We start from the raw sequence: 24,180 nt of genomic DNA on the forward strand, positions 1-24,180 counted from the left end.
GTCCCGGCATGGTTCCCGCCGCGTCCCAAGCCTCTCGTCACGACCATGCCCATGGTCATTCCCATGACCATTCCCATGGCGATGGGCATTCGCACGGACACGATCACACCCGCCACTCCCACGCCCATGTCCACGATGCGGCCTCTCCGCATCCGGCTCAGGCGGCGCACTGGTCGATCCTGCGCATGACGATGGCCGCCCGCCTCGCGGCTGCGCTCGCGGTCTGCGCCGTGCTCTGGGGCGTGGTCTTCCTGGCGATGAGGTGACCATGGCGGCGCTGCATTTCCACAACGTCACGCTTGGCTATGACCGTCATCCGGCCGTGCACCACCTCAACGGTGAGGTCGCGCCGGGTGCGTTGCTGGCCGTGATCGGCCCGAACGGCGCCGGCAAGTCGACGCTGCTGCGCGGCATCGTCGGCATCCTCAGGCCGCTCGACGGCAGCATCCATCTCGGCGGCCTCGACAGCCGCGATATCGCCTATCTGCCGCAGAGCGCGGAGATCGACCGCAGCTTCCCGATCTCGGTGCTGGACTTCGTTGCCACCGGTCTGTGGCGTGGGACCGGCCTGTTCGGCGGCATCGGCAAGGCGGCGCGCGAAAAGATCCTCCGCGCCATCGCTTCCGTTGGCCTCAACGGCTTCGAGAACCGCCCGATCGGCACACTCTCGGGCGGCCAGATGCAGCGCGTGCTGTTCGCGCGCGTACTGCTCCAGGACGCGCGGCTGATCGTGCTGGACGAACCCTTCAACGCCATCGACAGCAAGACCACGGCCGATCTGCTGACGCTGGTGAAGCACTGGCATGGCGAGGGCCGCACCGTGCTCGCCGCACTGCACGACATGGAGATGGTGCGCACCCATTTCAGCGAGACGCTAGTGCTGGCGCGCGGTCCCGTGGCGTGGGGGCCGACGGCGGAGGTGCTGACGCCGGAAAACCTGATGGTCGCGATGCGGATGTGCGAAGCCTTCGACGACAGCGCCGCCGCCTGCTCGGCCGATGATGCCCGCTCACGGGCGGCTTGATATTCGATGCTCTATGACGCGCTGATCGGCCCGTTCACCGAATTCGAGTTCATGCGACGTGCGCTTGCGGCCGTCATCGCGCTGTCGCTCGCGGGTGCGCCGATCGGCGTGTTCCTGATGTTGCGGCGGATGAGCCTGGTCGGCGACGCCATGGCACATGCAATCCTTCCCGGCGCCGCTGTCGGTTTTCTGCTCTCAGGTCTCAATCTATTCGCGATGACGGCCGGAGGCCTGATCGCAGGTTTTGCCGTCGCGATCCTCGCAGGCCTCGTCGCGCGCTCGACCGGGTTGAAGGAAGATGCCTCGCTCGCGACCTTCTATCTGGCATCGCTGGCGCTGGGCGTGACGATCGTCTCGATCAAGGGCACCAATATCGACCTGCTGCACGTGCTGTTCGGCAATATTCTCGCGATGGACGACCAGACGCTGCTGGTCGTCGCCTTCAACGCCACGGTGACGCTGCTGGTGCTCGCGGTGATCTACCGGCCGCTGGTGATCGAAAGTGTCGACCCCTTGTTCTTGCGCACCGTGAGCCGGGCTGGCGGGCCTGCGCATCTCGCCTTCCTCGCGCTGGTCGTGATCAACCTCGTCAACGGCTTTCAGGCGCTCGGCACGCTGCTCGCGGTCGGTCTGATGATCCTGCCGGCCGGCATCGCGCGGTTCTGGTCGCGCGATCTCACCGTCATGATCTGCATCGCGGTCGTCGCTGCCGCAGTCTCCGGCTATGCAGGTCTCGTGCTGTCGTTCCAGACCCGTGTGCCCTCGGGCCCGGCGATCATTCTGGTGGCGAGCGCGCTTTACACCGTCTCCGTCCTGTTCGGCCGGGTCGGCGGCGTCGTCAGGCAGCTGTTTCCCGGCCGGCATCTGGAAGCGTGATAGCGATGCGGCGCATTCTGCTTTGTGTGCTTCTGCTGATTGCCTCGCCGCTGCACGCCGCGGAGCAACTGAAGGTCGTCGCGAGCTTCTCGATCCTCGCCGATTTCGTCCGCAATGTCGGGGGCGACCGGATCAATCTGACGATGCTGGTCGGGGCCGACAGCGACGTCCATGTCTACACGCCCGCGCCAAGCGATGCGAAGCGGATCGCGGACGCAAAGCTCGTCGTCGTCAACGGACTTGGTCTCGAGGGTTGGCTGCCGCGCCTCGTGCAGTCCTCGGGCAGCAAGGCGCAGGTGGTCAACGCGAGCGCCGGCATCGCGCCGCTCAAGCTCGGCTCTGCAGCAGACCCGCATGGCTGGCAGTCCGTCCCCAACGCCAAAATCTACGTCACCGACATCGCCGATGCGCTGGCTACGGCCGACCCAGATGATGCGGAGTTCTTCCGCGCCCAGGCCAAGGCCTATCTGGAAAAGCTCGAAACGCTCGACCGCGAGGTCCGCGAAGCCGTGGCCAAAATCCCGCAGGAGCGGCGCAAGGTGATCTCGACCCATGACGCCTTCGGCTATTTCGCCGCCGAATACGGCGTCCAGTTCATCGCGCCGCTCGGCGTCTCCACGGAAACCGAGCCCAGCGCGCGGGACATCGCCACCATCATCGGCCAGATCAAGGCCCAAAAAATCCCGGCCGTGTTCCTGGAGAATATCAGCGACGACCGGCTGATCCGGCGGATCGCGGCGGAGACCGGCTCAAAAGTCGGTGGGACCCTGATTTCGGACGGTTTGACCGGCGAAAAGGGGCCTGCACCCACTTACATTGATATGGTCAGGCACAATATAAAGGCCCTGACCAGCGCGCTTGACCACTAGGGCAGGGGCCACCCCGCCTCGCGTCGCGCGAAAAGCCCGAAGTCCGGAGTTGTTATGTCTGAAGCGACCGCCCCAAAAATTCCCGTGACCGTCCTGACCGGCTATCTCGGTGCCGGCAAGACCACGCTGTTGAACCGCATCCTGTCGGAAAACCACGGCAAGAAGTACGCCGTCATCGTCAACGAGTTCGGCGAGATAGGCATCGACAACGACCTCATCATCGGCGCCGATGAGGAAGTGTTCGAGATGAACAACGGCTGCATCTGCTGCACCGTGCGCGGCGATCTCGTGCGCATCATGGAAGGCCTGATGAAGCGCAAGGGCAAGTTCGACGCCATCATCGTCGAGACCACCGGTCTTGCCGATCCGGCACCGGTGGCCCAGACCTTCTTCGTCGACGAGGACGTGCAGAAGAACGCGCGCCTTGACGCGGTCGTCACGGTTGCGGATGCCAAGTGGCTGTCCGACCGTCTCAAGGATGCACCCGAGGCCAAGAACCAGATCGCCTTTGCCGACGTCATCGTGCTGAACAAGACCGATCTCGTCACCAAGGCCGAGCTTGCCGAGGTCGAGGCCCGCATCCGCGCCATCAATCCCTATGCGAAGCTGCATCGCACCGAGCGCTGCTCGGTGGCTTTGGCGGACGTGCTCGACCGCGGCGCCTTCGATCTCGACCGCATCCTCGACATCGAACCGGACTTCCTGAATGCCGAGGACCACGACCATGATCATCATCACCACGGTCACGACTATCATCACGATCATGATCACGGCCACGGCCTGAAGCACTATCACGACGAGGACATGCAATCGCTGTCGCTCAAGACCGACAAGCCGCTTGATCCGAACGTGTTCATGCCCTGGCTCCAGAACCTGGTGCAGGTCGAGGGCGGCAAGATCCTGCGCTCCAAGGGCATCCTCGCTTTCCACGACGACGACGACCGCTACGTCTTCCAGGGCGTCCACATGATGCTGGAGGGCAACCACCAGCGGAAGTGGAAGGACGGCGAACCGCGCGAGAGCCGCCTCGTCTTCATCGGCCGCGAATTGCCGCAAGATCTCATTCGCCAGGGTTTTGAGAGCTGCATCGTCTCGTGATGAAAGAGTTTACGCCGCCCGCCGATTCCGCCTCGATCGTCTCCGTCACCGAGCGCGTCAAACCGCTCGCGCTCGGGATGGTCGTGACCTCCGTGCATTTCCTTGGGCCCCGCGCTGCCTTCGTCGGCGGCGAGGAGAACGTCGCGTTCGTGGATGGCCAGGGCGAGATCAGCAAGGTCGCCGTGCACAGCGGCGGCATTCTCTCGGCCGCCTCCGACGGCAAGCGCCTCGTGATGGGCGGCGACGATGGAAAAGTCGTATCGCTCGACGCCAAGGGCGAAGTGACGCTGCTTGCCACCGACCCGAAGCGGCGCTGGATCGATGCGGTAGCGCTGCATCCGGACGGTGCCTACGCCTGGTCGGCCGGCAAGACTGCTTTCTTCAAGAGCGGCAAGAGCGAGGAGAAGTCGCTCGAGGTGCCCTCGACCGTCGGCGGCCTCGCGTTTGCGCCCAAGGGCCAGCGTCTCGCGATTGCTCATTATAACGGCGCGACGCTGTGGTTTCCCAACATGGCGGGATCGGCGGAATTCCTTCCCTGGGCCGGCTCGCATCTCGGCGTCACCTTCAGCCCGGACAACAAATTTCTGGTCACCACGATGCACGAATCGGCGCTGCACGGCTGGCGGCTTGCCGACAACAGGCACATGCGCATGACCGGCTATCCCGGCCGCGTCCGCTCGATGTCGTGGAGCGCGGGCGGCAAGGGGCTCGCGACTTCGGGCGCCGACACCGTCATCATATGGCCGTTCGCCAGCAAGGACGGCCCGATGGGCAAGGAGCCTGCGATGCTCGCGCCGCTGCAGGCGCGCGTGTCGGTCGTTGCCTGCCATCCCAGGAACGACATCTTCGCCGCCGGCTACAGCGACGGCACCGTGCTGATGGTGCGTCTGGAGGACGGCGCCGAGATCCTCGTCCGCCGCAATGGCACCCCGCCGGTGGCCGCGCTCGCCTGGAATACCAAGGGGACGCTGCTGGCGTTTGCCGACGAAAATGGGGACGGCGGCCTGCTCGAGCTTTAATCTGTCATCGTTCCGACCGTAGATGGGGCCATGCGGTTTCTGACGACCTTCCAGCTCGCTGACTTCGCGGACACGCTGGTCAGCCTGTTCACGGCCTTCGTGCTGGGCACGCTGATCGGTGCCGAGCGGCAATACCGGCAGCGCACCGCGGGCCTCCGCACCAACGTGCTGGTCGCGGTCGGCGCCGCCGCCTTCGTCGATCTCGCGATGCACCTGACCGGCGCCGATGGCGCGGTGCGGGTGATCTCCTATGTCGTCTCGGGCATCGGCTTCCTCGGCGCCGGCGTCATCATGAAGCAGGGCATGGACGTGCGCGGGCTCAATACCGCGGCGACGCTGTGGGCTTCGGCCGCGGTCGGCTCCTGCGCCGGCGCTGACATGATCGCGCAAGCGGCGGCGCTGACGGTGTTCGTGATTGCCGGCAACACCATGCTGCGGCCGCTGGTCAACGCCATCAACCGCATCCCTCTGAACGAGAAGACCTCCGAGGCGACCTACTACTTCAAGCTCGCGGTCGCATCGGACGCCTTGCCCGACATGCGTGACCGGCTGGTCGAGAAGCTCGAGGGCGCAAAATATCTGGTGGCCGATATCGAAATGGTCGAAACCGGGGATGATCTGATCGAGATCGTGGCAAAGCTGGTCGCGAGCGCCGTCGATCCAAACGAGCTGAATGCAGTGGCCACCGATCTCCAGCACCTGCCCGGCGTCCGCCACGCCACCTGGGAAGTCAGCACCACGGACTGAGCGAGGCAACTGGGCGCGCAGCCGCCGAGTTCCCGCCCCCCGGGCAGGGAACCGCGGGCCGGCGATTTCGTTGATCCCACGGACAAAGGCGGTGATCGACATGCCCGGCCAATATGACAAGCGCAGACTGAAGCTCGACCTGATGGTTGCCTGCTCGCTGTTCGCAGCAGGAGTTGTGGTCTCGGGCATGTCGCTGGCGCAAATCCGCGCCGAGACCCGGATGCAGACGGCCCAGGCGACGCGGCCCCTTCAGGGCACGCCGTCCGACGATCAGAACAAGCCTGCGGAGGCCAAGCCCGGCGGTGATCGGCCGACCACGCCAGCTCCAGAGCCCGCGCGGCCCGACCCGCAGACGCAGGGCGCTGCCGGTGCGGCTAAACCAGCATTGCCGCCGGCGCCAGCCGAGAAGATCGCGCCGCCGATCGAGAGGAAGTAGCTAACTGCCAGTTGTGGCGTCATGGCCGGGCTTGTCCCGGCCATCCACGTTCTTGGAGTCGCGAGAAAGAAGTGCGTGGATGCCCGGGACAAGTCCGGGCATGATGGCACAATCACCGCACCAAAACGTTCCGGAACTGCCAGGGATCGCTGGTGTCGATATCTTCCGGAAACAGTCCAGGACGATCCGTCAGTGGGGTCCAGTCGGTGTAGAAACCCTTGACCGGCCCGAGATACGGCAGCTGAATTTCCAGCAGACGGTCGAAATCCATCTCGTCGGCTTCGACGATGCCCTCGTTCGGGTTTTCCAGCGCCCACACCATGCCGCCGAGCACGGCGGAGGTCACTTGCAGGCCGGTGGCGTTCTGATAGGGCGCGAGCTTGCGGGTCTCCTCGATGGAGAGCTGCGAGCCGAACCAATAGGCATTGTTGTCGTGGCCGAACAGCAGCACGCCGAGCTCGTCGATGCCGTCGACGATCTCGTTTTCGTCGAGGATATGGTGCTTTTCCTGCATCTTAGCGGCGCGGCCGAACATTTCATGCAGCGACAGCACGGCATCGTCAGCCGGATGATAGGCATAGTGGCAGGTCGGCCGATAGACCGCCGTGCCCGATGCGTCGCGCACGGTGAAATAGTCCGCGATCGAGATCGACTCGTTGTGGGTGACAAGGAAGCCATACTGCGCGCCGCGGGTCGGGCACCAGGTGCGCACGCGGGTATTGGCGCCGGGCTGCATCAGATAGATGGCGGCGCCGCAGCCGGATTCGTGGGTGCGCGCATTCTCGGGCATCCATTTTTCGTGGGTGCCCCAGCCGAGTTCTGATGGTTGCACGCCTTCCGACAGGAAACCTTCCACCGACCAGGTGTTGACGAAGACATCGGGCTCTTTCGGCTTCTTGGAGCGCTGGGTGTCGCGTTCGGCGATGTGGATGCCCTTGATGCCGGCCTGTCGCATCAAGTCCGCCCATTCGGCTTTGGTCTTCGGCTTGGGGGCATTGAGCTTCAGGTCAGCGGCGACGTTGAGCAGCGCCTGCTTGACGAAAAACGAGACCATGCCGGGATTGGCGCCACAGCAGGAGACGGCCGTAGTCGAGCCCGCGGGGCGCGCCTTCTTGGCAGCCAGCGTCGCTTCGCGAAGGGCGTAGTTGGAGCGCGCCTCCGGGCCCTTCGACGAATCGAAATAGAAGCCAAGCCAGGGCTCGTTGACGGTGTCGATGTAGAGCGCGCCGAGCTCGTTGCAGAGCTCTATGATGTCGGTGGAGCCGGTGTCGACCGAGAGATTGACGCAAAAGCCCTGGCCGCCGCCCTCAGTGAGCAGCGGGGTCAGCAACTCCCGATAATTGTCCTTGGTCACGCCCTTCTGGATGAAGCGCACATTGTGCTTCTCGCAATGAGCCTTGCGACCCTCGTCCTTCGGATCGATCACGGTAACGCGCGGCTTGTCGTAATCGAGATGCCGCTCGATCAGCGGCAACGTGCCTTTGCCGATGGAGCCGAAGCCGACCATGACGATGGGACCAGTGATCTTCGCGTAGATCTGCGAGGCGGGGCTCATGGGATGGTTTCTCCGGAACGTGCTGGCGAACGAATGGTGGGGGATGGCTCAGGCGCTGCGGCGCTTGGCAGTGGCTTCGATTTCGACCTTCATCTCGGGCTTGTAAAGCGCCGAGACGACGAGAAGCGTGGCGGCCGGGCGGATCTCGCCGAGGACTTCGCCGCAGACCTCGAAATGCGCGTCCGCATCCTTGATGTCGGTGATGTAGTAGGTCACGCGGACGATGTCGACCATCTCGAAGCCGCCCTCCTTCAGGGCAGCTTCGATGGTCTTGAAGCAGTTGCGTGACTGGCTCGTGACATCGGCCGGCATTGTCATCGTGGTGTAGTCGTAACCGGTGGTCCCCGCGACGAAGGCGAACTCGCCGTCGATTACGGCGCGGCTGTAGCCGGCGGTCTTCTCGAACGGGGAGCCGGTGGAAATCAGGCGGCGGGACATTGGTCGTGGGCCTCGACTGAAGGGGAATTTCGTGGGGTTTACGGGCAATTTGCCGGCCTGCGCAACCCCAAAGGAACGGAGTCTAACGCAGGCACAGCCGGTCGTTGCCGCTTAACGCGGCGGGGTCGTCGCTATCATGGCGATCCCTTAGGCCGCGCGCGCCTGGAGGGCGCGAACTACCCTCCGTTTGGGCAAGGCCGTCCCAGTCGGGACGATCATGCCGGCGGCGCCCTCCAGCGCGCCTGCCGTGAATTCGATCGCCAGCAGGCGGTCGCGTTCGAACGGACCAGGCAGCGACAGCTCGCCGGTGTTGGCCGCGGAGAAGCCGAAGCGGGCGTAATAAGGGGCATCGCCGAGCAGGATCACGGCGGCATGGCCACGCGCCCGGGCGGCAGCCAGCGCTTGTTGCATCAGCGCGGCGCCGATCCCGAGCTCGCGGCAGGCAGGGTCCACCGCCAGCGGTCCGAGGACCAGAGCGGGCCTGCCTCCGGCGCTGACGTGCCACAGCCGCACGGTTCCCACGAGCTTCCCCTCGCGCATCGCGGTCAGCGCGAGGCCGGCTGCGGGTGCGCGTCCGTCACGCAGGCGCTGGCAGGTGCGGCCATGGCGGTTCTCGCCAAAGGACGCATCGAGCAGCGCTTCACGCATCGCAGCGTCGGCCGCACGCTCCGCACGGATCGCGAACGGAGCGGCTTCCGAAGTGGGATCAACCTGTGTCTTCCGAAGAGTGGTCATGGCGCGTCAGTCCCCGCTTGAAACGGACGTGCCCAAAGCACGCCGGTCCAAGGCGTCGTCAGAAATCGAAATGTCAGGGAGGGAGCCGGCAAGCCGGCTCCCGGGTTCGTCAGGCCTCGGAAAGAGAGGCGATCAGATATGGTAGGTCTTCAGCGGCGGGATGCCGTTGAACGCCACCGCCGAGTAGGTCGACGTATAGGCCCCGGTGCCTTCGATCAGCAGCTTGTCGCCGATCTCGAGCGTCACCGGAAGCGGATACGGGTTCTTCTCGTACAGCACGTCGGCGCTATCGCAGGTTGGCCCAGCGAGCACGCACGGCGTCATGTCCGCGCCGTCATGCGGGGTGCGGATGGCGTAACGGATCGACTCGTCCATGGTCTCGGCGAGACCGCCGAACTTGCCGATGTCCAGATAGACCCAGCGCACCTCGTCCTCGTCGCTCTTCTTCGAGATGAGCACGACCTCGGACTCGATGATGCCGGCGTTGCCCACCATGCCGCGGCCCGGCTCGATGATGGTCTCCGGAATCTGGTTGCCGAAGTGCTTGCGCAGCGCGCGGAAGATCGAGCGCCCGTAGGTCACCACCGGCGGCACGTCCTTCAGGTACTTGGTCGGGAAACCGCCGCCCATGTTGACCATGGTCAGGTTGATGCCGCGCTCGGCGCAGTCGCGGAACACCTGCGAGGCCATCGCCAGCGCACGGTCCCACGCCTTCACCTTGCGCTGCTGCGAGCCGACATGGAAGGAGATGCCGCACGGCTCCAGGCCCAGACGCTTGGCAACGTCGAGCACGTCGACGGCCATCTCCGGGTCGCAGCCGAACTTGCGCGACAGCGGCCATTCGGCGCCGGCGCAGTCGTAGAGGATGCGGCAGAACACCTTTGCGCCGGGCGCGGCACGGGCGACCTTCTCGACCTCGGCGGTGCAATCGACCGCGAACAGCCGAATGCCGAGCGCGAAGGCGCGAGCGATGTCGCGCTCCTTCTTGATCGTGTTGCCGAAGGAGATGCGGTCGGGCGTCGCACCGGCGGCCAGCGCCATCTCGATCTCGGCGACCGTCGCGGTGTCGAAGCAGGAGCCCATGGAGGCGAGCAAAGTCAGCACTTCCGGCGCCGGGTTCGCCTTGACGGCATAGAACACGCGGCTGTCGGGCAGCGCCTTGGCAAAGGTCTGGTAATTGTCGCGCACGACTTCGAGGTCGACGACGAGGCACGGTTCGGTGTCGAGGCCCTCGCTGCGGCGGTTGCGCAGGAATTCCTGGATACGGTCGGTCATAGCACTCTCCCAAACGGCCCAGCGACGGGGATCCGTTCAAAAAATGGCGTCGGATAAGAGCGCTCCGGCCAGATCGCGCGATGGAGGCGCGACGAGCCAAAGACTCACATCAGACTGTGCTGCCGTGGATTGGTTGGGAATGTTCCCGCCCGCACACCTGGCAATGAAGGACAAGCCTTTTCAGTAGCCCGCGCCGGCGTTGGACTGCCGGTAGAGACCAAAAAAGCCCGATCCGTCGTTGCTTTAAGTCGCGTCCCCCGTTGAGAGCGGGGTGCGCCGGTTCGCCTCCGGCTGCCAGTCACGGTTGCAAAGAGCAAAGTCACCTTCGACAAGGCATCTCTTTGAGAGAGATGCTGGACGCTCCGGGTTTGCTTTCGTCTTCCGGCTATGAGCCTTCCGACTTCCACACTTCCGAAGAGCCCCTCGGCTTCTTCACCCCTTGGCGGCTGTCCGGCCTCTTGTCCGGATACCTACCGACTGACACACGACCACAGGCACGTGCGAAATTGGGCAATCCGCACATAAGTGTTTTGACTCTGCTTCGCAAGAGATTTTTTAGACTGCGAACAGAATTGCCTAACATCTGCTTGCGCAGTGTTGCGCGAGCGACGCGGAAGATGAACGCGCGTTAAGTTTTCTGCGCGCGTGTCTCTCGCACGCGAGGAAGTGTCAGCCGCGCTTCGTGAACGGCTCGACGCGCTGAGCGGCGCGGATGAAGGCAGTCATCACGAGCACGCCGAGTGCAAACAGCGCGGCCTGAAGGATGTGCGTGCCCTGCTCGCCCAGCCCGAACAGGATCGCGAGCGCCCAGCCGCCGGCAAACGCCGCGCCGAACACCTCGGCGCCGATCAGGATGGCGGCGCTGATGACGGTGATGACGCTCGGCCAGACGATCCGACGGGAAGACGAGGAGGTCGCGTTCATGAGCTCAGGAGTCCTAGGCTTGGAGGGCCGCAATCTCCCCGAAAAGGCAGCCGGGAGCAAGGGCAAATGGCCCAAAAAAGCCCCATCGCGTGCTATAGCTGGCCGCAACAATCGAGCCACAAATCGGGACTTGTAATGTCAGAACCCCGCCAAACTACGGACTCCGAGACCAACCCGCTGCTGAAGGCGTGGGTGACGCCGTTTGCGACCCCGCCCTTCGACGAGATCAAGCCGGAGCACTTCCTCCCGGCCTTCGAGCAGGCCTTCGCCGACCACTCCGCCGAGATCGCAGCGATCACCAACGACCCGACCGCGGCCGACTTCGCCAACACCATCACGGCGCTGGAGCGCTCGGGCAAGCTGCTGAGCAAGGTCGCGTCGGTCTTCTACGACCTCGTCTCGGCGCATTCCAACCCGGCCATCCTGGAAATCGACAAGGAGGTTTCCTTGCGGATGGCGCGGCACTGGAATCCGATCATGATGAACGCCGTGCTGTTTGGCCGCATCGCCCAGCTGCACGAGAACCGCGCCAATCTCGGTCTGACACCGGAACAGCTCCGCCTGCTCGAGCGCACCTACACCCGCTTCCACCGCTCCGGCGCCGGCCTCTCCGAGGAGGCCAAGACGCGGATGGCGGAGATCAACGAGAGACTCGCCCAGCTCGGCACCAGCTTCAGTCATCATCTGCTCGGCGACGAGCAGGAATGGTTCATGGAGCTCGGCGAAGCCGACCGCCAGGGCCTGCCGGAGAGTTTTGTCGCCAGCGCCAAGGCTGCGGCAGAAGAACGCGGCATGGCCGGCAAGGCCATCGTCACCCTGTCGCGCTCCTCGGTCGAACAGTTCCTGAAGAGCTCGGCCCGGCGTGACCTGCGCGAGAAGGTCTACAAGGCTTTCACCGCGCGGGGCGACAACGGCAATTCCAACGACAACAACGCGACCATCGTCGAGGTCCTGAAGCTGCGCGAGGAAAGCGCCAATCTCCTGGGTTACCCGACCTTCGCGGCCTACCGGCTCGAGGATTCCATGGCCAAGACGCCCGAAGCGGTGCGCGGTCTTCTGGAGCGGGTCTGGAAGCCCGCCCGGGCGCGGGCGCTCGCCGACCGCGACGACATGCAGGCGCTGATCACCGAGGAGGGCGGCAATTTCAAGCTCGCCTCCTGGGACTGGCGCTTCTATGCCGAAAAGCTGCGCCTTCAGCGCGCCAATTTCGACGACGCCGCGATCAAGCCGTATCTCGCGCTCGACCACATGATCGCCGCCGCCTTCGACTGCGCCACGCGCCTGTTCGGCGTCACCTTCGAGGAGCGCAAGGACGTGCCGGTCTGGCATCCGGATGTCCGGGTTTGGGAGATGAAGGGGCGATACGGCAAGCACAAGGCGCTGTTCTATGGCGACTACTTCGCCCGGCCATCGAAACGCTCTGGCGCCTGGATGACCTCGTTGCGCGACCAGCAGAAGCTCGACGGCGAGGTCGCGCCGCTGATCCTCAATATCTGCAACTTCTCCAAGGGCGCGGATGGGGAACCCTCGCTGCTGTCGCCCGACGACGCCCGCACCCTGTTCCACGAGTTCGGCCACGGCCTGCACGGCATGCTCTCCAACGTGACCTATCCGTCGCTGTCGGGCACCTCCGTGTTCACCGACTTCGTCGAATTGCCCTCGCAGCTCTACGAGCACTGGCAGGAGCGACCGGAGGTGCTGCAGCAGTTTGCCCGCCACTACCAGACCGGCGAGCCGCTGCCGGACGATCTGCTGCAACGGTTCCTGGCCGCGCGAAAATTCAACCAGGGTTTCGCCACCGTCGAGTTCGTTTCCTCGGCGCTGATCGATCTCGAATTCCACACCCAGCCGGCCTCCGCCGCGCAGGATGTCCGCGCCTTCGAGAGACGCGAGCTGGAGAAGATCGGCATGCCCGAGGAGATATCGCTGCGTCATCGGCCGACGCAATTCGGTCACATCTTCACCGGCGATCATTATGCCGCCGGCTATTACAGCTACATGTGGTCGGAGGTGATGGACGCCGACGCCTTCGGCGCGTTCGAGGAAGCCGGCGACATCTTCGATCCGGCCGTCGCAAAACGTCTGCACGACGACATCTATTCGAGCGGTGGATCGGTTGATCCGGAAGCCGCCTATGAGGCCTTCCGCGGCCGGCCGCCGGAGCCGGACGCGCTGCTGCGCCGCCGCGGCCTGCTCGACGCTCCGAAGGCGGCCTGATGGGCATGCGCGCCCTGTTCGGGCTGCTGCTCGCTGTCGCCCTGTCGCTCGCGGCAGGCGCGGCGCAGGCGCATCCGCATGTCTGGATCACCGCGACCAGTGAACTGCTCTACGCCGAGGACGGCACCATCACCGGCGTGCGCCACGCCTGGACGTTTGACGACATGTTCTCGGCCTATGCCGTGCAGGGGTTGGAGAGCAAGGCCAAGGGTGCCTATACGCGCGAGGAGCTGGGTTCACTGGCGCAGACCAATGTCGAGTCGCTGAAGGAATATGCCTACTTCACCTTCGCGCGAGCCGACGGCAAGAAGGAGCGATTCCAGGAGCCGGTCGACTACTTCCTCGACTACAAGGATACGGTCCTGACCCTGCACTTCACGCTGCCCCTGAAGAACCCGGTCAAGTCCAGGCAATTGGTGCTCGAAGTGTTCGACCGCTCCTTCTTCATCGACTTCCAGATGGCCAAGGACAATCCGGTCAAGCTGGTCGGCGCGCCCGCCGGCTGCCAGATGAAACTTGACCGGCCGAGCGACGGCACCGCGAGTGCTCAGAAGCTCAACGAGCAGACTTTTATGAACGGCGAGAATTCCAATTTCGGCATGATGTTCGCCAACAAGATCACGGTGGATTGCCCTTGAAGCCGCAACTCACGCCCATGGCACGCGGGCTCGCTGTCTGCGCCGGCGTTCTTCTCGTCGTGGGCGTGACCGATGCGGCGCTCCACGATCTCCTCGCGCAGAACCCGTTCGGCGCGCCGCGTTCGCCACAAGCTGCCCAGCCCGAGGCCGGCGGCTTGATCGGCTGGCTGTTGGCAAAACAGTCGGAATTCTATCGCCAGATGTCGGTGACCATCCGCGCCGCGAAGTCCGATGGCTCCGCGGTGTGGACGCTGCTCTTCATCTCGTTTGCCTATGGCATCTTCCACGCGGCTGGTCCCGGGCACGGCAAGGCGGTGATCGCCTCCTATCTCGTCGCCAATCGCGAGACCGCCCGGCGCGGCATCGTGCTGTCGTTTGCCTCCGCGTTGATGCAGTCTCTGGTGGCCATCCTGATCGTCGGCATCTCGGCCTGGGTGCTGAATGCGACCGCCAAGACCATGTGCAAGGCGGAAGGCGCGATCGAGATCGCAAGCTACGCCCTGATCGCGCTGTTCGGCCTGCGGCTGGTCTGGGTCAAGGGACGCACCTTCATCCGCGCGCTGCAGGCGGTTCAGGCGGTGCCGGCGATCGCGGGCGTGCCGCATGACCATCATGATCTCGGTCACCACCATCACGATGCGCACGATCATCATGGCCACGATCACGCCCAGGCCCATCATCACCGCCACCAGCATGACCACGTTCACGACGAGCACTGCGGCCATTCCCACGGCCCCACGCCGAGCGAACTCGCCGGCCCCGGTGGCTGGGGACGCGGCTTTGCCGCGATCCTGACCGTCGGCATCCGCCCCTGTTCGGGCGCGATCCTGGTGCTGGTGTTCGCGCTGGCCCAGGGCCTGTTCTGGGCCGGCATTGCCGCGACCCTGCTGATGGGGCTCGGCACCGCGATCACGGTCGCGGCCATCGCTGTGGTCGCCGTCTCCGCCAAGGACATCGCCGCCTGCCTGAGCGCCGGACGCGACGGCAGCCGCGCACTGTTCATGCGCGGCATCGAATTCGCCGCCGCCGGCGTCGTGCTGCTGTTCGGCGCGGGTCTGTTGTTGGGCTACGTCGCGGCCGAACGGACGACGTGTTTCTGAGTTTTTCCCTCACCTTCTCCCGCAAGGGAGAAGGAAGGAAAGATGTCACACCGGCAAGAATTGCTTCAACGCTGGCATGAAGAAGATCCCGAGATTGATCGCAAAGCCGATGCTCCAGAGAATGGAGCGCAGCGTCGGGCGGTTGCCGAGATAGGTCAGCACATAGGCGATCCGTACGATCAGGAACAGCACCGCGAGCTCGTCGATCAGGCGCTGCGGCGAATCCCTGTATTCGGCGAGCAGCACCGCAAAGGCGAAGAACGGAAAGGTCTCGATCCCGTTCTGATGCGCGCCGAGCGCGCGCTGAGCGATGGCGTCCTCGAAGAAAGCTGGATCGCGCGGCCGCGAATTGTCGAAGCCGCGAAATCTGATCCATTTGATCGAGACGATCGTTAAGAGATAGAGCAGCAGCGCCCCGAAAACGCACCATTCCGCCAGCGTCATGGTTCTCCCCCTGTGTACTGACCCTAGCGAAACCGCCCCAATCTTGACAAGTTCGGAACAACGCGCGACGCAACGGATCATGATGACAATCGCTCCCAGCCAGGCCGCGATGCCGGCCACGCAGCCCGGCCCCTCGCGCGTCGGTGTGCTCCTGGTCAATCTCGGCACGCCCGATACCGCCGACGCGCGCGGCGTGCGGGTCTATCTGAAGGAGTTCCTCTCGGACGCCCGCGTCATCGAGAATCAAGGCTTGATCTGGAAGGCGGTGCTGAACGGCATCATCCTGCGCACCCGCCCCCGCGCCAAGGCACGCGACTATCTCAAGATCTGGAACACCGAGAAGAACGAGTCGCCGCTCAAGACCATCACGCGCTCGCAGAGCGACAGGCTCGCGGCCATGCTTTCGGACCGCGACCAGGTCACGGTGGAGTGGGCGATGCGCTATGGTAATCCTTCGATCAAGTCGGGCATCGATGCCCTGATTGCGAAGGGCTGCGATCGCATCCTTGCCGTACCGCTCTATCCGCAATATTCGGCTGCAACATCCGCAACCGTCTGCGACGAGGTGTTCCGCGTGCTTGCCCGCATGCGCGCGCAGCCGACGCTGCGGGTGACGCCGCCTTACTACGAGGATGAAGCCTATATCGAGGCGCTCGCCACCTCGATCGAGACGCATCTGGCGAGCCTGCCCTTCAAGCCGGAGCTGATCGTCGCCTCATTCCACGGCATGCCGAAGGCCTATGTCGACAAGGGCGATCCCTATCAGGGCCAATGCGTCGCGACCACAGAGGCGCTGCGCCGCCGGCTCGGCATGGACGAGACAAAGCTGCTGCTGACGTTCCAGTCGCGGTTCGGATTCGACGAGTGGCTGCAGCCCTACACCGACAAGACCATGGAGCGTCTGGCGAAAGAGGGCGTGCGCCGCATCGCGGTGATCACGCCGGGTTTTTCCGCCGACTGCCTCGAGACGCTGGAGGAGATCGCGCAGGAGAATGCCGAAATCTTCAAGCACAATGGCGGCGAGCAGTTTTCCGCGATCCCCTGCCTCAACGACAGCGACCCGGGCATGGATGTGATCCGAACGCTGGTGCTGCGCGAGCTCCAGGGCTGGATATAGTGAGCCTGGATCCGAGGAGCGCCCCATGAACCGCCGCGAGGTTCTGGCGCTTCTTGGGGTGACTGCGGCGCTGCCGGCCTCGGTGCTGGCGCAAACGAATGCGACGCGCCGGCTCGGCGTGCTCTCGGTCACTGCGGCCGACGATGCGATCGGTCAGACGCGTAGCGCGGTCCTGGTCGAGGCGCTTGCCGGCCATGGCTGGAAGGAGCACGACGGCCTCAAGATTGATTGGCGCAACGGCGGCGGCGACCGCGCACGGATCGCGCAATTCGCCGACGAACTCGTGGCGCTCAAGCCCGACATCCTGCTTGCGGTCGGCACGCCCTCGGTCGAGGAGCTGCGCCGGCGCACGACGACCATCCCGATCGTTTTCGCCGTCGTCACCGATCCCGTCAGCCAGGGCTTTGTCCAGAATCTCGCCCATCCCGGCGGCAATCTCACCGGCTTCACCGATTACGACGGCCCGCTGGCCGGCAAATGGCTGGAGATGCTGACGCAGGTCACGCCAAAACCGTCCCGTGTCTTGGTCGTATACAATCCCGCCACCGCGCCGTTCGCGCCGCTGATGCTGCGTACGATCGAGGACGCTGGCCACGCGCTCGATGTGACGGTGGAGCCCGTGCCGGTCCATGACACCGCCTCGATCGCCGCCCTAGCCCTACGGAAAGACGGCGGCCTACTGGTGCTGCCGGACTTCTTCACCATGTCCAACCGTGCGCTTCTGCTGGCGGCGATCAATGAAGCGCGCGTGCCGGCGGTGTTCTGGAGCCGCACCTTCGTCGACGAGGGTGGCTTGATGTCCTACAGCACCGACAGCGCCGAGCAGCTCCGCCGCGCCGCCTCCTATATCGATCGCATCCTGAAGGGTGCGCGAGCGGCCGATTTGCCGGTCCAGAACCCCACCAGTTTCGAGCTCACGATCAACCTCAAGACGGCCAAGGCGCTCGATCTGGTGATTTCGCCGGCGTTGCTGGCGATCGCCAACTCGGTGGTTGAATAATATCGCCGGCGCTACCCTCCTTCTGGAGAAGTTCGCAATGGTCTGACATAATGCTGGCGGGGTCTGTCGCCCTAGGTTGATGGCGACGGGCGGCATCAAGTGGCGGGCTTCAGTCTATGCGTGCTTGGGTATTTGTCATTGTGGCGGCCTGTGCGCTCGCGGGCTGCAACACGACCGCGGATGTTGCGTCCACGATGTATCCGGACGCGGTGCGGGCCGGCAGCGCCGTCAAGGGCGATGCGGCCATCGTGCTGGTCGGAAACGGCGGCAGCGAAACCATCAATTACCTCCAGTTCGTTCACAGCGGATTTCCTGCGATCAATGCGCGTGGGATCAGCCTTGCCCCGGACGGGTTTGTCGCCATCCCCGTTGCTGTCGGAACGACTGGGCTCGAGCTGCAAAACTACACGACGACGGGGCGCCCGGGTACCTATCTGCCGAATGGGGCGTCGATGGGATTCGTTCCGGTGCATACGCCCAAGGTCGATATCACCTCGCCTGGGCTGTATTATGTGGCGACCGTCTTTCCGGGGCAGCAACGTAGTTTCGAGACAAGGCCGACGGCCGTCCAACTGGCGAAGCTGCGAAAGGAACGCCCGGAGCTCGCCGGGCTGAAGCCGGTCAATTTCGGCTGGTCCAACTAGTCGCCGCTGGTGAGTCTGCGTCGTTCTTCAATGGCCGGATTCCGGCCGGGCCAAATAAATACACTCGCCGTTCTCCTTGCGGAACTATAGCAACATACCGACGTGAATCGCGACCGCTGAACCGGTAGGGTCGTGATCCCGACCAATGACAGCGCGGGAAAGGGCTTTTTCCCGCCTTGGAGGAAATATGAGCGGTTTCGACATTTTCGCAATTGTGCTGGTTTTGCTGGTCATCGTCACGCTGATTGCCGGCGTGAAAACGGTACCGCAGGGCTATGACTGGACCATCGAGCGGTTCGGCAAATACACCCAGACGCTGAGCCCCGGGCTCAATCTGATCGTGCCCTATTTCGATCGCGTCGGACGCAAGATCAACATGATGGAGCAGGTGATCGACATCCCCGAGCAGGAGGTGATCACCAAGGACAACGCCACCGTGACGGTCGACGGCGTCGCCTTCTTTCAGGTGTTCGATGCCGCCAAGGCGAGCTACGAGGTTTCCAACCTGACCCAGGCCGTCACCGTGCTGACCATGACCAACATCCGTTCGGTGATGGGTTCGATGGATCTCGACCAGGTGTTGTCGCACCGTGACGAAATCAACGAGCGCCTGCTGCGTGTGGTCGATGCCGCTGTCTCGCCCTGGGGCCTCAAGGTCAATCGTATCGAGATCAAGGACATCGTGCCGCCGGCAGACCTCGTCGAGGCCATGGGCCGACAGATGAAGGCCGAGCGCGTCAAACGCGCCGACATCCTTCAGGCTGAAGGTGCGCGCCAGTCCGAGATCCTGCGCGCAGAGGGTGCCAAGCAGGGCCAGATCCTCCAGGCGGAAGGTCGCCGCGAGGCCGCCTTCCGCGACGCCGAAGCGCGCGAGCGGTCGGCGGAAGCCGAGGCCAAGGCGACGCAGATGGTCAGTGAAGCCATCGCCAAGGGCGACGTCGCGGCGCTGAACTATTTTATCGCCGACAAGTATATCAAGGCGTTCGGCCAGTTCGCGGACTCTCCGAACCAGAAGATCATCATGCTGCCGATCGAAGCCACCAGCATGCTCGGCTCGCTCGCCGGCATCGGCGAGATCGCCAAGGCGACGTTCGGCGAGAGTGCGGCATCCGCGGCTGCCGCCGCTCGTCGCGGGGCGGTGCCGACGACCGGCAGCACGCCGCCGGCGGTGCCGCCGCGGCAGGGGTAAAGCGCATGCCCCGGAAAAGTGGACACCGGTTTTCCGACGAGGGCATGCGCCATTTCAAAGAGGTCGTGTCATGACCGACATGTTCGTATCGCTCGGCACCTGGAATTGGCTGATCTTCGGCTTCATCCTGATGGCGCTGGAGGTGCTGGCGCCGGGCGTGTTCCTGTTCTGGCTCGGGCTCGCCGCGCTGCTGGTCGGGCTGATCTCGTTCGGAGTAGCGATATCCTGGCAGATCCAGCTCGTGATGTTCGCGATCTTCGCCGCCGCCGCCGTGCCGGTATGGCGCCGGCTCGCCCGGCCGAAGCCGGATGCAATTGCCGCCAGCCCCTTCCTCAACAAGCGCGCGGATGCGCTCCTCGGCCGCGAGTTCACGCTGGAGAAGCCGATTGTCGACGGCAACGGCACCATGCGCATCGGCGACACCGTCTGGCGCGTCGCAGGTCCTGATACGCCGGCGGGCACGCGTGTGAAGGTGGTGCAGGTCGACGGTGCGAATCTGACGGTGGCGGCGGCTTAGGTCGCCGTCATTACGAGCGAAGCGAAGCAATCCAGAATCTTTCCGCGGCGACAGTCTCGATTGCTTCGCTGCGCTCGCAATGACAAGCTTGTCGGGACGGCATCGCCAGACTTACGCGCCGCTCTTGCTTCGCCACCGCTCCGCAAACCTATGCAGCGGCATGAACGTCTCGCACAATTCTCGCCCCAGCGCCGTCAGCCCGTAACCGCTGGCTTCGCCGAGCTCCACGAACCCCGCTTCGCGCAAATCGTCCAGCCGCGCCTGCAGCACCGTCGGCGAGGCCTCGTCGCAGGCCGCTCGCAATGCGCGCGAGGTGAGGGGGGCGTCGCGCAACTCCCACAGGATTCGCAGGCTCCAGCGTCGTCCCAGGAGGTCGAGCAGCACCATGACCGGCCGCCCGGTGCGCGAGCTACGGACGCCGCGCGATCTCGAAGTGGTCTGTTTCGCCATCGCCGCCCTCTTGCGTGATGCTACAAATAGTGTAGCGTAATGCTACAATAAATGTAGCAAGAGAGGCGGCCGATGTCCCAGGCCATACCGCGTATTGCCCCGCTCACCCCGCCTTATCCCCCAGAGATTCAGGCGCAGTTCGACCGCATCATGCGCGGTGCGCCGCCGCTGCTGCTGTTCCGGATGATGGCGGGCCACACCCGCGCCTGGGACAAGTTTCGCGCCGGCGGCCTGCTCGATCCCGGCCCGCTCTCGTTGCGCCAGCGCGAGATCGTGATCGACCGTACCTGCGCGCTGAACCAATGCGAATATGAATGGGGCGTGCACGTCGCGATTTTCGCCGCCCCGGCGGGTCTCAGCGCGGCGGAGGTGCGGGCGACCGTGCAGGGCGATGCGTCGTCGTCGTGCTGGTCCCCGGCCGAGCAGGCGCTGATCGCCGCCGTCGACGCGCTGCATCACCGCGCGACCTTTGACGACGCCGAGTTCGCCGCGCTGTCGGCGCATTACGACGAGGCGCAGATCCTGGAGATCATGCTGCTGTGCGGCTTCTACCGCACGGTGTCGTATCTGGCGAATGGGCTGCGGCTGCCGCTGGAGGACACGGCGGCAAGATTTCCGGCGTTGCTCTAACCACCGTCATTGCGAGAAGCTCTTGCGACGAAGCAATCCAGAGTCTTTCCGTGGAGGCAGTCTGGATTGCTTCGCTGCGCTCGCAATGACGGTGAGTGGCGCCCTACGCCACGCCCGCCCGCAGCAGATCGTGCAGGTGCACGATGCCCACCACCTTGTCCGCCTCGGTCACGACCAGCGTCGTGATCTTGCGGGTGTTCAGCACCTCGATCATCTCGGTGGCGAGCATCGAGGGCGGCACGGTCTTCGGCTGCCTGGTCATGATGTCGTCGACCGACGCCGTCAGCAGGTCCGGCCGCATGTGGCGGCGCAGATCGCCGTCGGTGATGATGCCGACAGCCTCGTTCGCCTCGTTGACGATGCAGACGCAGCCGAGACCCTTGGCCGACATCTCCATCACCGCGTCCGACATCTTGGTGCCGAGCGGCTTGAGGGGGATCTCCGCGCCGGTGCGCATGTAGTCGCGGACGAACTTCAGCATCGCCCCTAACTTGCCGCCGGGGTGGAAATGCGCGAACTCCAGCGCGGTGAAGCCGCGGCCTTCGAGCAGCGCGATCGCGAGCGCATCGCCGATCGCGGCCTGCATCAGGGTCGAGGTGGTCGGCGCCAGATTGTGCGGGCAGGCCTCGCGCGCCTTCGGCAGCTCGATCACGATGTCGGCGGCTTGTCCAAGCGAGGACGCCGCGTTCGACGTCACCGCGATCATCGGGATCGCAAAGCGGGCCGAATAATTCACGAGAGTCTTCATCTCCGGCTGCTCGCCGGACCAGGACAGCGCCATGATGACGTCGTCGGTGGTGATCATGCCGAGGTCGCCATGGGCGGCTTCGGCGGTGTGCACGAAGAAGGCGGGCGTGCCGGTCGAGGCCAGCGTTGCCGCGATCTTGCGACCCATATGGCCCGACTTGCCGAGCCCGGTGACGATGACGCGGCCCTTCGCGTTGCGGATCAGATCGACCGCCTGGGCGAAGCTCGCGCCAAGCGGGCCGCGCAGGGCGGCGGCGAGCGCGTTGATGCCACCGCTCTCGGTTTCAAGCGTGCGGAGTGCGGATTCGACGCTGTCGGGAATGGGGCCGGATGATTGGGTCATCAGCGGTTTCGAACTCGGCATGTTCTGGTCCAGGGAGGAGGGGCGTTCGCCCGTTGACGCCTGCTTAGCACGCCGGGGCCTTCGAGGCGACGAGGGCTCCCCAGCCCTCAACCGGTCGTTAACCATAATTGTTTTAACTCCATTAACGATGGTTCCCGTCGATCGGTGGGGACAATCGCGAAAGTGTTTGATTTCGTTGGAGTTCTTCCATCGTGGGGTCGTCTCCAGGCACGAGCCGGAGCAAACGCGCGCGTTTCCTGCGCGCGGCTTTGCCGTGCTTTGCGCTGACGGTCCTTGGAAGCGCCCCCGGGGCCGCCCAGAGCCTCACCCCCGACCTGTTCAGTCCTAACCGCGGCGGCTTCGCCTCGCCCGACACGCTGCCGACGCGCCGTACTGCGGGCGTGCCGCAGGCACCGTCGGATGCGCTGCCGACGTTGCCCGATCCCAATGCCGATTTGCGCAAGCGCCAGCAGACGCCGGCGCGCGCGGGCCAAAACCCGACCAGCCAGGTCCCCATCTACGGGCTGCCCGCCGCCAACGGCGCCAGCGCCTCCGGCTACGATTCGCTCAACCGCAAGCGACAGCAGCCCAAGCTCTATCCCGGACAGCCGAAGCCGAAGCGTCCGGTCGGCCCCGGCTCGCCGGTGCCGCCGGCAACGCCGGAGCGAACGCTCGGCCCGCCGCGCATCGCGCCGCCGCCGTCCGAGACCGCGCACAAGACACCGGTCCCGCCGGCACTGGCCGGCAACGTGCCCGGCCAGCCGCTGCGCCGCCGCCTCAAGCTCGACGAGGATGCGTTCGGCGCGGTCGGCGACTATGCCGGCAGCTTCCTGATCAAGGGCGGGCTCGAGCTCTCCACCGGTTACGACACCAACCCGGCGCGTTTGAACAAGCCGGTCGGCTCGCCGGCCTATGTCGTTGCGCCCGACCTGCTCGTGGCGTCCGATTGGGAGCGCCACGCGCTGGTCGCGGATCTGCGCGGCTCGTTCTCGGGCTACACCAACAACATGCCGGCGACGATCGACGGCTTTGCCTCGCCCTCGCCGGTCGAGGTCGACCGGCCCGACTTCAACGGCCACATCGACGGCCGCATCGACGTCAATCGCGATCTCAAGCTGACCACGCAGCTGCGCCTGCGGCTCGCCACCGATAATCCCGGCAGCCCGAACGTGCAGGCCGGTCTGCAGAAATATCCTGTTTACGCGACCTATGGCACGACCGTCGGCTTCGACCAGACCTTCAACCGCTTCCAGGTCGCGGCCGGCGCCACCGCGGATCGCACCGCCTACACCAACTCAAAACTCACCGACGGCTCGACCTTCAGCAACGATGACCGCGACTTCAACCAATATGGCGGCGTGGGGCGCTTCTCCTACGATCTCAAGCCGGGCCTGAAGCCGTTCGTCGAGATCCAGGGCGACACCCGTGTCCACGACCGGGCCGCCGATCGCAACGGCTTCTTCCGCGATTCGAACGGCGGCTACGCCAAGGTCGGCACGTCCTTCGAGTTCTCGCGGATCCTCACCGGCGAGGTCTCGGTCGGCTATTCCGCGCGCAACTATGTCGATCCGCGCCTGAGCCAGCTCGCGGGCTTCCTGACCTCGGGCTCGCTGATCTGGAATGCAAGCGGCCTGACCACGGTGAAATTCGCGACCGACACGCAGATCGCCGAGACCACCATCCCCGGCTCCTCCGGCGTACTGGTGCACACCTACGCCGCCGAAGTCGATCACGATTTCCGCCGCTGGCTTACGGCAGTGGGCAAGTTCACCTACGGCACCTACGACTACCAGGGCCAGAATCGCAACGACAAGACCTACTCGTTCGAAAGCAATCTGATCTACAAGCTCAACCGCAACATCTGGGTGAAGGGCACGCTCCGCCACGACATCCTGGATTCGAACCAGCCGGGGTCGAGCTCGCAGGGGACGGTGGTGATGGTCGGGGTGAGGCTGCAGAATTAGCGGGCACCCGACCGTAGGCTCCTAATGAGGCCAAACCTCCGGTGTCGTCCTGGCGAAAGCCAGGACCCATTACCACGGGCGTGGTTTGGCGAAGACTCGTCGTTTGGTATTGCGATCGGTCACGATCGAGGGATCACGCGGTATGGGTCCTGGCTTTCGCCAGGACGACAGCGGATTTCTTGTC

Annotated in this window: 26 protein-coding genes; 18 read left to right on the forward strand and 8 right to left on the reverse strand. The window is 64.7% G+C overall.

All coding sequences use genetic code 11. The features are described from left to right. Positions 1 to 8: 8 nt before the first annotated feature. The 8 genes from IVB41_RS05955 (at position 9) to IVB41_RS05990 (ending at position 6,069) form a co-directional block, all read left to right on the forward strand. The gene (locus IVB41_RS05955) at positions 9 to 266 is read left to right on the forward strand and encodes a hypothetical protein (protein WP_247427855.1); all 258 of its coding nucleotides are present in this window, start codon (positions 9 to 11) and stop codon (positions 264 to 266) included. A gap of 2 nt (positions 267 to 268) precedes the next feature. Beyond that, a complete protein-coding gene (locus tag IVB41_RS05960; RefSeq protein ID WP_247284733.1) occupies positions 269 to 1,024 on the forward strand; it encodes a metal ABC transporter ATP-binding protein in 756 nt (251 codons plus the stop codon). 6 nt (positions 1,025 to 1,030) lie between these two features. Beyond that, positions 1,031 to 1,900 (forward strand): metal ABC transporter permease, encoded by an 870-nt coding sequence (locus tag IVB41_RS05965; RefSeq protein WP_007597190.1) that lies wholly within the window; start codon positions 1,031 to 1,033, stop codon positions 1,898 to 1,900. Positions 1,901 to 1,905: 5 nt separating this feature from the next. Continuing rightward, a complete protein-coding gene (locus IVB41_RS05970) occupies positions 1,906 to 2,769 on the forward strand; it encodes a metal ABC transporter substrate-binding protein (protein ID WP_247427858.1) in 864 nt (287 codons plus the stop codon). Between the two features lie 54 nt (positions 2,770 to 2,823). Then, positions 2,824 to 3,867, forward strand: a complete 1,044-nt coding sequence (locus IVB41_RS05975; RefSeq protein WP_247427861.1) for a GTP-binding protein — start codon at positions 2,824 to 2,826, stop codon at positions 3,865 to 3,867. Next, positions 3,867 to 4,886: a WD40 repeat domain-containing protein gene (locus tag IVB41_RS05980; protein WP_247429057.1), complete on the forward strand. Its 1,020-nt coding sequence runs from the start codon at positions 3,867 to 3,869 to the stop codon at positions 4,884 to 4,886. Before IVB41_RS05975 ends, IVB41_RS05980 begins: the two co-directional genes overlap by 1 nt. 30 nt (positions 4,887 to 4,916) lie before the next feature. Continuing rightward, complete coding sequence (locus IVB41_RS05985; protein WP_247427865.1) at positions 4,917 to 5,633, forward strand: MgtC/SapB family protein; 717 nt, start codon at positions 4,917 to 4,919, stop codon at positions 5,631 to 5,633. Between the two features lie 100 nt (positions 5,634 to 5,733). Next, positions 5,734 to 6,069, forward strand: coding sequence for a hypothetical protein (locus IVB41_RS05990; protein WP_247429061.1), 336 nt, complete (start codon positions 5,734 to 5,736; stop codon positions 6,067 to 6,069). 112 nt (positions 6,070 to 6,181) lie between these two features. On the opposite strand, the gene IVB41_RS05995 is transcribed toward IVB41_RS05990, so the two are convergent. From IVB41_RS05995 to IVB41_RS06015, 5 genes are all read right to left on the reverse strand, one after another. Next, on the reverse strand, positions 6,182 to 7,624 hold the full coding sequence (locus tag IVB41_RS05995; protein ID WP_247427868.1) for a homospermidine synthase: 1,443 nt from the start codon (positions 7,622 to 7,624) through the stop codon (positions 6,182 to 6,184). Positions 7,625 to 7,672: 48 nt separating this feature from the next. Next, on the reverse strand, positions 7,673 to 8,062 hold the full coding sequence (locus tag IVB41_RS06000; protein WP_247427871.1) for a RidA family protein: 390 nt from the start codon (positions 8,060 to 8,062) through the stop codon (positions 7,673 to 7,675). 147 nt (positions 8,063 to 8,209) lie between these two features. Next, a complete protein-coding gene (locus IVB41_RS06005; RefSeq protein WP_247427873.1) occupies positions 8,210 to 8,797 on the reverse strand; it encodes a GNAT family N-acetyltransferase in 588 nt (195 codons plus the stop codon). A 132-nt stretch (positions 8,798 to 8,929) separates the two neighbouring features. After that, positions 8,930 to 10,072, reverse strand: a complete 1,143-nt coding sequence (locus tag IVB41_RS06010) for a type III PLP-dependent enzyme (RefSeq protein ID WP_247427912.1) — start codon at positions 10,070 to 10,072, stop codon at positions 8,930 to 8,932. A 669-nt stretch (positions 10,073 to 10,741) separates the two neighbouring features. Further along, complete coding sequence (locus IVB41_RS06015) at positions 10,742 to 10,996, reverse strand: hypothetical protein (protein ID WP_007597166.1); 255 nt, start codon at positions 10,994 to 10,996, stop codon at positions 10,742 to 10,744. 135 nt (positions 10,997 to 11,131) lie between these two features. Here IVB41_RS06015 and IVB41_RS06020 point away from each other — a divergent pair, with 135 nt between their 5' ends. Genes IVB41_RS06020 through IVB41_RS06030 form a run of 3 tightly spaced genes read left to right on the forward strand, consistent with a single transcriptional unit; the run spans position 11,132 to position 14,951 of the window. Next, positions 11,132 to 13,213 carry a M3 family metallopeptidase gene (locus IVB41_RS06020; RefSeq protein WP_247427915.1) on the forward strand — a complete coding sequence of 694 codons (2,082 nt, stop codon included), beginning with the start codon at positions 11,132 to 11,134 and terminating at the stop codon, positions 13,211 to 13,213. Next, positions 13,213 to 13,851 (forward strand): DUF1007 family protein, encoded by a 639-nt coding sequence (locus IVB41_RS06025; protein ID WP_247427917.1) that lies wholly within the window; start codon positions 13,213 to 13,215, stop codon positions 13,849 to 13,851. Before IVB41_RS06020 ends, IVB41_RS06025 begins: the two co-directional genes overlap by 1 nt. A 17-nt stretch (positions 13,852 to 13,868) precedes the next feature. Continuing rightward, a complete protein-coding gene (locus tag IVB41_RS06030; protein WP_407062472.1) occupies positions 13,869 to 14,951 on the forward strand; it encodes a nickel/cobalt transporter in 1,083 nt (360 codons plus the stop codon). Between the two features lie 45 nt (positions 14,952 to 14,996). On the opposite strand, the gene IVB41_RS06035 is transcribed toward IVB41_RS06030, so the two are convergent. Continuing rightward, positions 14,997 to 15,395 carry an MAPEG family protein gene (locus IVB41_RS06035; RefSeq protein ID WP_027565541.1) on the reverse strand — a complete coding sequence of 133 codons (399 nt, stop codon included), beginning with the start codon at positions 15,393 to 15,395 and terminating at the stop codon, positions 14,997 to 14,999. Positions 15,396 to 15,477: 82 nt separating this feature from the next. Between IVB41_RS06035 and hemH the strand changes: the two genes are divergently transcribed. From hemH to IVB41_RS06060, 5 genes are all read left to right on the forward strand, one after another. After that, positions 15,478 to 16,512 (forward strand): ferrochelatase, encoded by a 1,035-nt coding sequence (gene hemH, locus IVB41_RS06040; protein ID WP_407062473.1) that lies wholly within the window; start codon positions 15,478 to 15,480, stop codon positions 16,510 to 16,512. 25 nt (positions 16,513 to 16,537) lie between these two features. Further along, positions 16,538 to 17,512: an ABC transporter substrate-binding protein gene (locus tag IVB41_RS06045; RefSeq protein ID WP_247427923.1), complete on the forward strand. Its 975-nt coding sequence runs from the start codon at positions 16,538 to 16,540 to the stop codon at positions 17,510 to 17,512. Between the two features lie 194 nt (positions 17,513 to 17,706). After that, positions 17,707 to 18,156, forward strand: coding sequence for a hypothetical protein (locus tag IVB41_RS06050; RefSeq protein ID WP_247427927.1), 450 nt, complete (start codon positions 17,707 to 17,709; stop codon positions 18,154 to 18,156). A gap of 187 nt (positions 18,157 to 18,343) precedes the next feature. Further along, positions 18,344 to 19,345: an SPFH domain-containing protein gene (locus IVB41_RS06055; RefSeq protein WP_027565538.1), complete on the forward strand. Its 1,002-nt coding sequence runs from the start codon at positions 18,344 to 18,346 to the stop codon at positions 19,343 to 19,345. A 70-nt stretch (positions 19,346 to 19,415) separates the two neighbouring features. Then, complete coding sequence (locus IVB41_RS06060; RefSeq protein ID WP_007597152.1) at positions 19,416 to 19,862, forward strand: NfeD family protein; 447 nt, start codon at positions 19,416 to 19,418, stop codon at positions 19,860 to 19,862. A gap of 111 nt (positions 19,863 to 19,973) precedes the next feature. Here the strand turns inward: IVB41_RS06060 and IVB41_RS06065 are convergent, their stop codons facing one another. Further along, positions 19,974 to 20,312, reverse strand: coding sequence for a helix-turn-helix domain-containing protein (locus IVB41_RS06065; RefSeq protein WP_247284717.1), 339 nt, complete (start codon positions 20,310 to 20,312; stop codon positions 19,974 to 19,976). 72 nt (positions 20,313 to 20,384) lie between these two features. Here IVB41_RS06065 and IVB41_RS06070 point away from each other — a divergent pair, with 72 nt between their 5' ends. Then, positions 20,385 to 20,942 carry a carboxymuconolactone decarboxylase family protein gene (locus tag IVB41_RS06070; protein ID WP_247427930.1) on the forward strand — a complete coding sequence of 186 codons (558 nt, stop codon included), beginning with the start codon at positions 20,385 to 20,387 and terminating at the stop codon, positions 20,940 to 20,942. A 103-nt stretch (positions 20,943 to 21,045) separates the two neighbouring features. Here IVB41_RS06070 and IVB41_RS06075 read toward each other — a convergent pair whose 3' ends face one another. Continuing rightward, positions 21,046 to 22,053: an SIS domain-containing protein gene (locus IVB41_RS06075; protein WP_247427933.1), complete on the reverse strand. Its 1,008-nt coding sequence runs from the start codon at positions 22,051 to 22,053 to the stop codon at positions 21,046 to 21,048. Between the two features lie 191 nt (positions 22,054 to 22,244). On the opposite strand from IVB41_RS06075, the gene IVB41_RS06080 reads away from it, so the two are divergent. Next, positions 22,245 to 23,996, forward strand: a complete 1,752-nt coding sequence (locus IVB41_RS06080) for an outer membrane beta-barrel protein (protein ID WP_247427936.1) — start codon at positions 22,245 to 22,247, stop codon at positions 23,994 to 23,996. Positions 23,997 to 24,180 lie beyond the last annotated feature (184 nt).

The sequence above is a fragment of the Bradyrhizobium sp. 44 genome (assembly GCF_023073095.1).
GTDB lineage: Bacteria > Pseudomonadota > Alphaproteobacteria > Rhizobiales > Xanthobacteraceae > Bradyrhizobium.

Bases quoted from the DNA above. Each gene is read 5' to 3' on its own strand.
- IVB41_RS05955 (WP_247427855.1), top strand. From the start codon at position 9: ATGGTTCCCGCCGCGTCCCAAGCCTCTCGTCACGACCATGCCCATGGT.
- IVB41_RS05990 (WP_247429061.1), top strand. From the start codon at position 5,734: ATGCCCGGCCAATATGACAAGCGCAGACTGAAGCTCGACCTGATGGTT.
- IVB41_RS06015 (WP_007597166.1), bottom strand. From the start codon at position 10,996: ATGAACGCGACCTCCTCGTCTTCCCGTCGGATCGTCTGGCCGAGCGTC.
- IVB41_RS06035 (WP_027565541.1), bottom strand. From the start codon at position 15,395: ATGACGCTGGCGGAATGGTGCGTTTTCGGGGCGCTGCTGCTCTATCTC.
- hemH (WP_407062473.1), top strand. From the start codon at position 15,478: ATGACAATCGCTCCCAGCCAGGCCGCGATGCCGGCCACGCAGCCCGGC.
- IVB41_RS06070 (WP_247427930.1), top strand. From the start codon at position 20,385: ATGTCCCAGGCCATACCGCGTATTGCCCCGCTCACCCCGCCTTATCCC.
- IVB41_RS06010 (WP_247427912.1), bottom strand. From the start codon at position 10,072: ATGACCGACCGTATCCAGGAATTCCTGCGCAACCGCCGCAGCGAGGGC.
- IVB41_RS06050 (WP_247427927.1), top strand. From the start codon at position 17,707: ATGTATCCGGACGCGGTGCGGGCCGGCAGCGCCGTCAAGGGCGATGCG.
- IVB41_RS06030 (WP_407062472.1), top strand. From the start codon at position 13,869: ATGGCACGCGGGCTCGCTGTCTGCGCCGGCGTTCTTCTCGTCGTGGGC.
- IVB41_RS06045 (WP_247427923.1), top strand. From the start codon at position 16,538: ATGAACCGCCGCGAGGTTCTGGCGCTTCTTGGGGTGACTGCGGCGCTG.
- IVB41_RS06060 (WP_007597152.1), top strand. From the start codon at position 19,416: ATGACCGACATGTTCGTATCGCTCGGCACCTGGAATTGGCTGATCTTC.
- IVB41_RS06025 (WP_247427917.1), top strand. From the start codon at position 13,213: ATGGGCATGCGCGCCCTGTTCGGGCTGCTGCTCGCTGTCGCCCTGTCG.
- IVB41_RS05970 (WP_247427858.1), top strand. From the start codon at position 1,906: ATGCGGCGCATTCTGCTTTGTGTGCTTCTGCTGATTGCCTCGCCGCTG.
- IVB41_RS05975 (WP_247427861.1), top strand. From the start codon at position 2,824: ATGTCTGAAGCGACCGCCCCAAAAATTCCCGTGACCGTCCTGACCGGC.
- IVB41_RS05965 (WP_007597190.1), top strand. From the start codon at position 1,031: ATGCTCTATGACGCGCTGATCGGCCCGTTCACCGAATTCGAGTTCATG.
- IVB41_RS06065 (WP_247284717.1), bottom strand. From the start codon at position 20,312: ATGGCGAAACAGACCACTTCGAGATCGCGCGGCGTCCGTAGCTCGCGC.
- IVB41_RS06055 (WP_027565538.1), top strand. From the start codon at position 18,344: ATGAGCGGTTTCGACATTTTCGCAATTGTGCTGGTTTTGCTGGTCATC.
- IVB41_RS06000 (WP_247427871.1), bottom strand. From the start codon at position 8,062: ATGTCCCGCCGCCTGATTTCCACCGGCTCCCCGTTCGAGAAGACCGCC.
- IVB41_RS06020 (WP_247427915.1), top strand. From the start codon at position 11,132: ATGTCAGAACCCCGCCAAACTACGGACTCCGAGACCAACCCGCTGCTG.
- IVB41_RS06075 (WP_247427933.1), bottom strand. From the start codon at position 22,053: ATGCCGAGTTCGAAACCGCTGATGACCCAATCATCCGGCCCCATTCCC.
- IVB41_RS05995 (WP_247427868.1), bottom strand. From the start codon at position 7,624: ATGAGCCCCGCCTCGCAGATCTACGCGAAGATCACTGGTCCCATCGTC.
- IVB41_RS05985 (WP_247427865.1), top strand. From the start codon at position 4,917: ATGCGGTTTCTGACGACCTTCCAGCTCGCTGACTTCGCGGACACGCTG.
- IVB41_RS06005 (WP_247427873.1), bottom strand. From the start codon at position 8,797: ATGACCACTCTTCGGAAGACACAGGTTGATCCCACTTCGGAAGCCGCT.
- IVB41_RS05980 (WP_247429057.1), top strand. From the start codon at position 3,867: ATGAAAGAGTTTACGCCGCCCGCCGATTCCGCCTCGATCGTCTCCGTC.
- IVB41_RS05960 (WP_247284733.1), top strand. From the start codon at position 269: ATGGCGGCGCTGCATTTCCACAACGTCACGCTTGGCTATGACCGTCAT.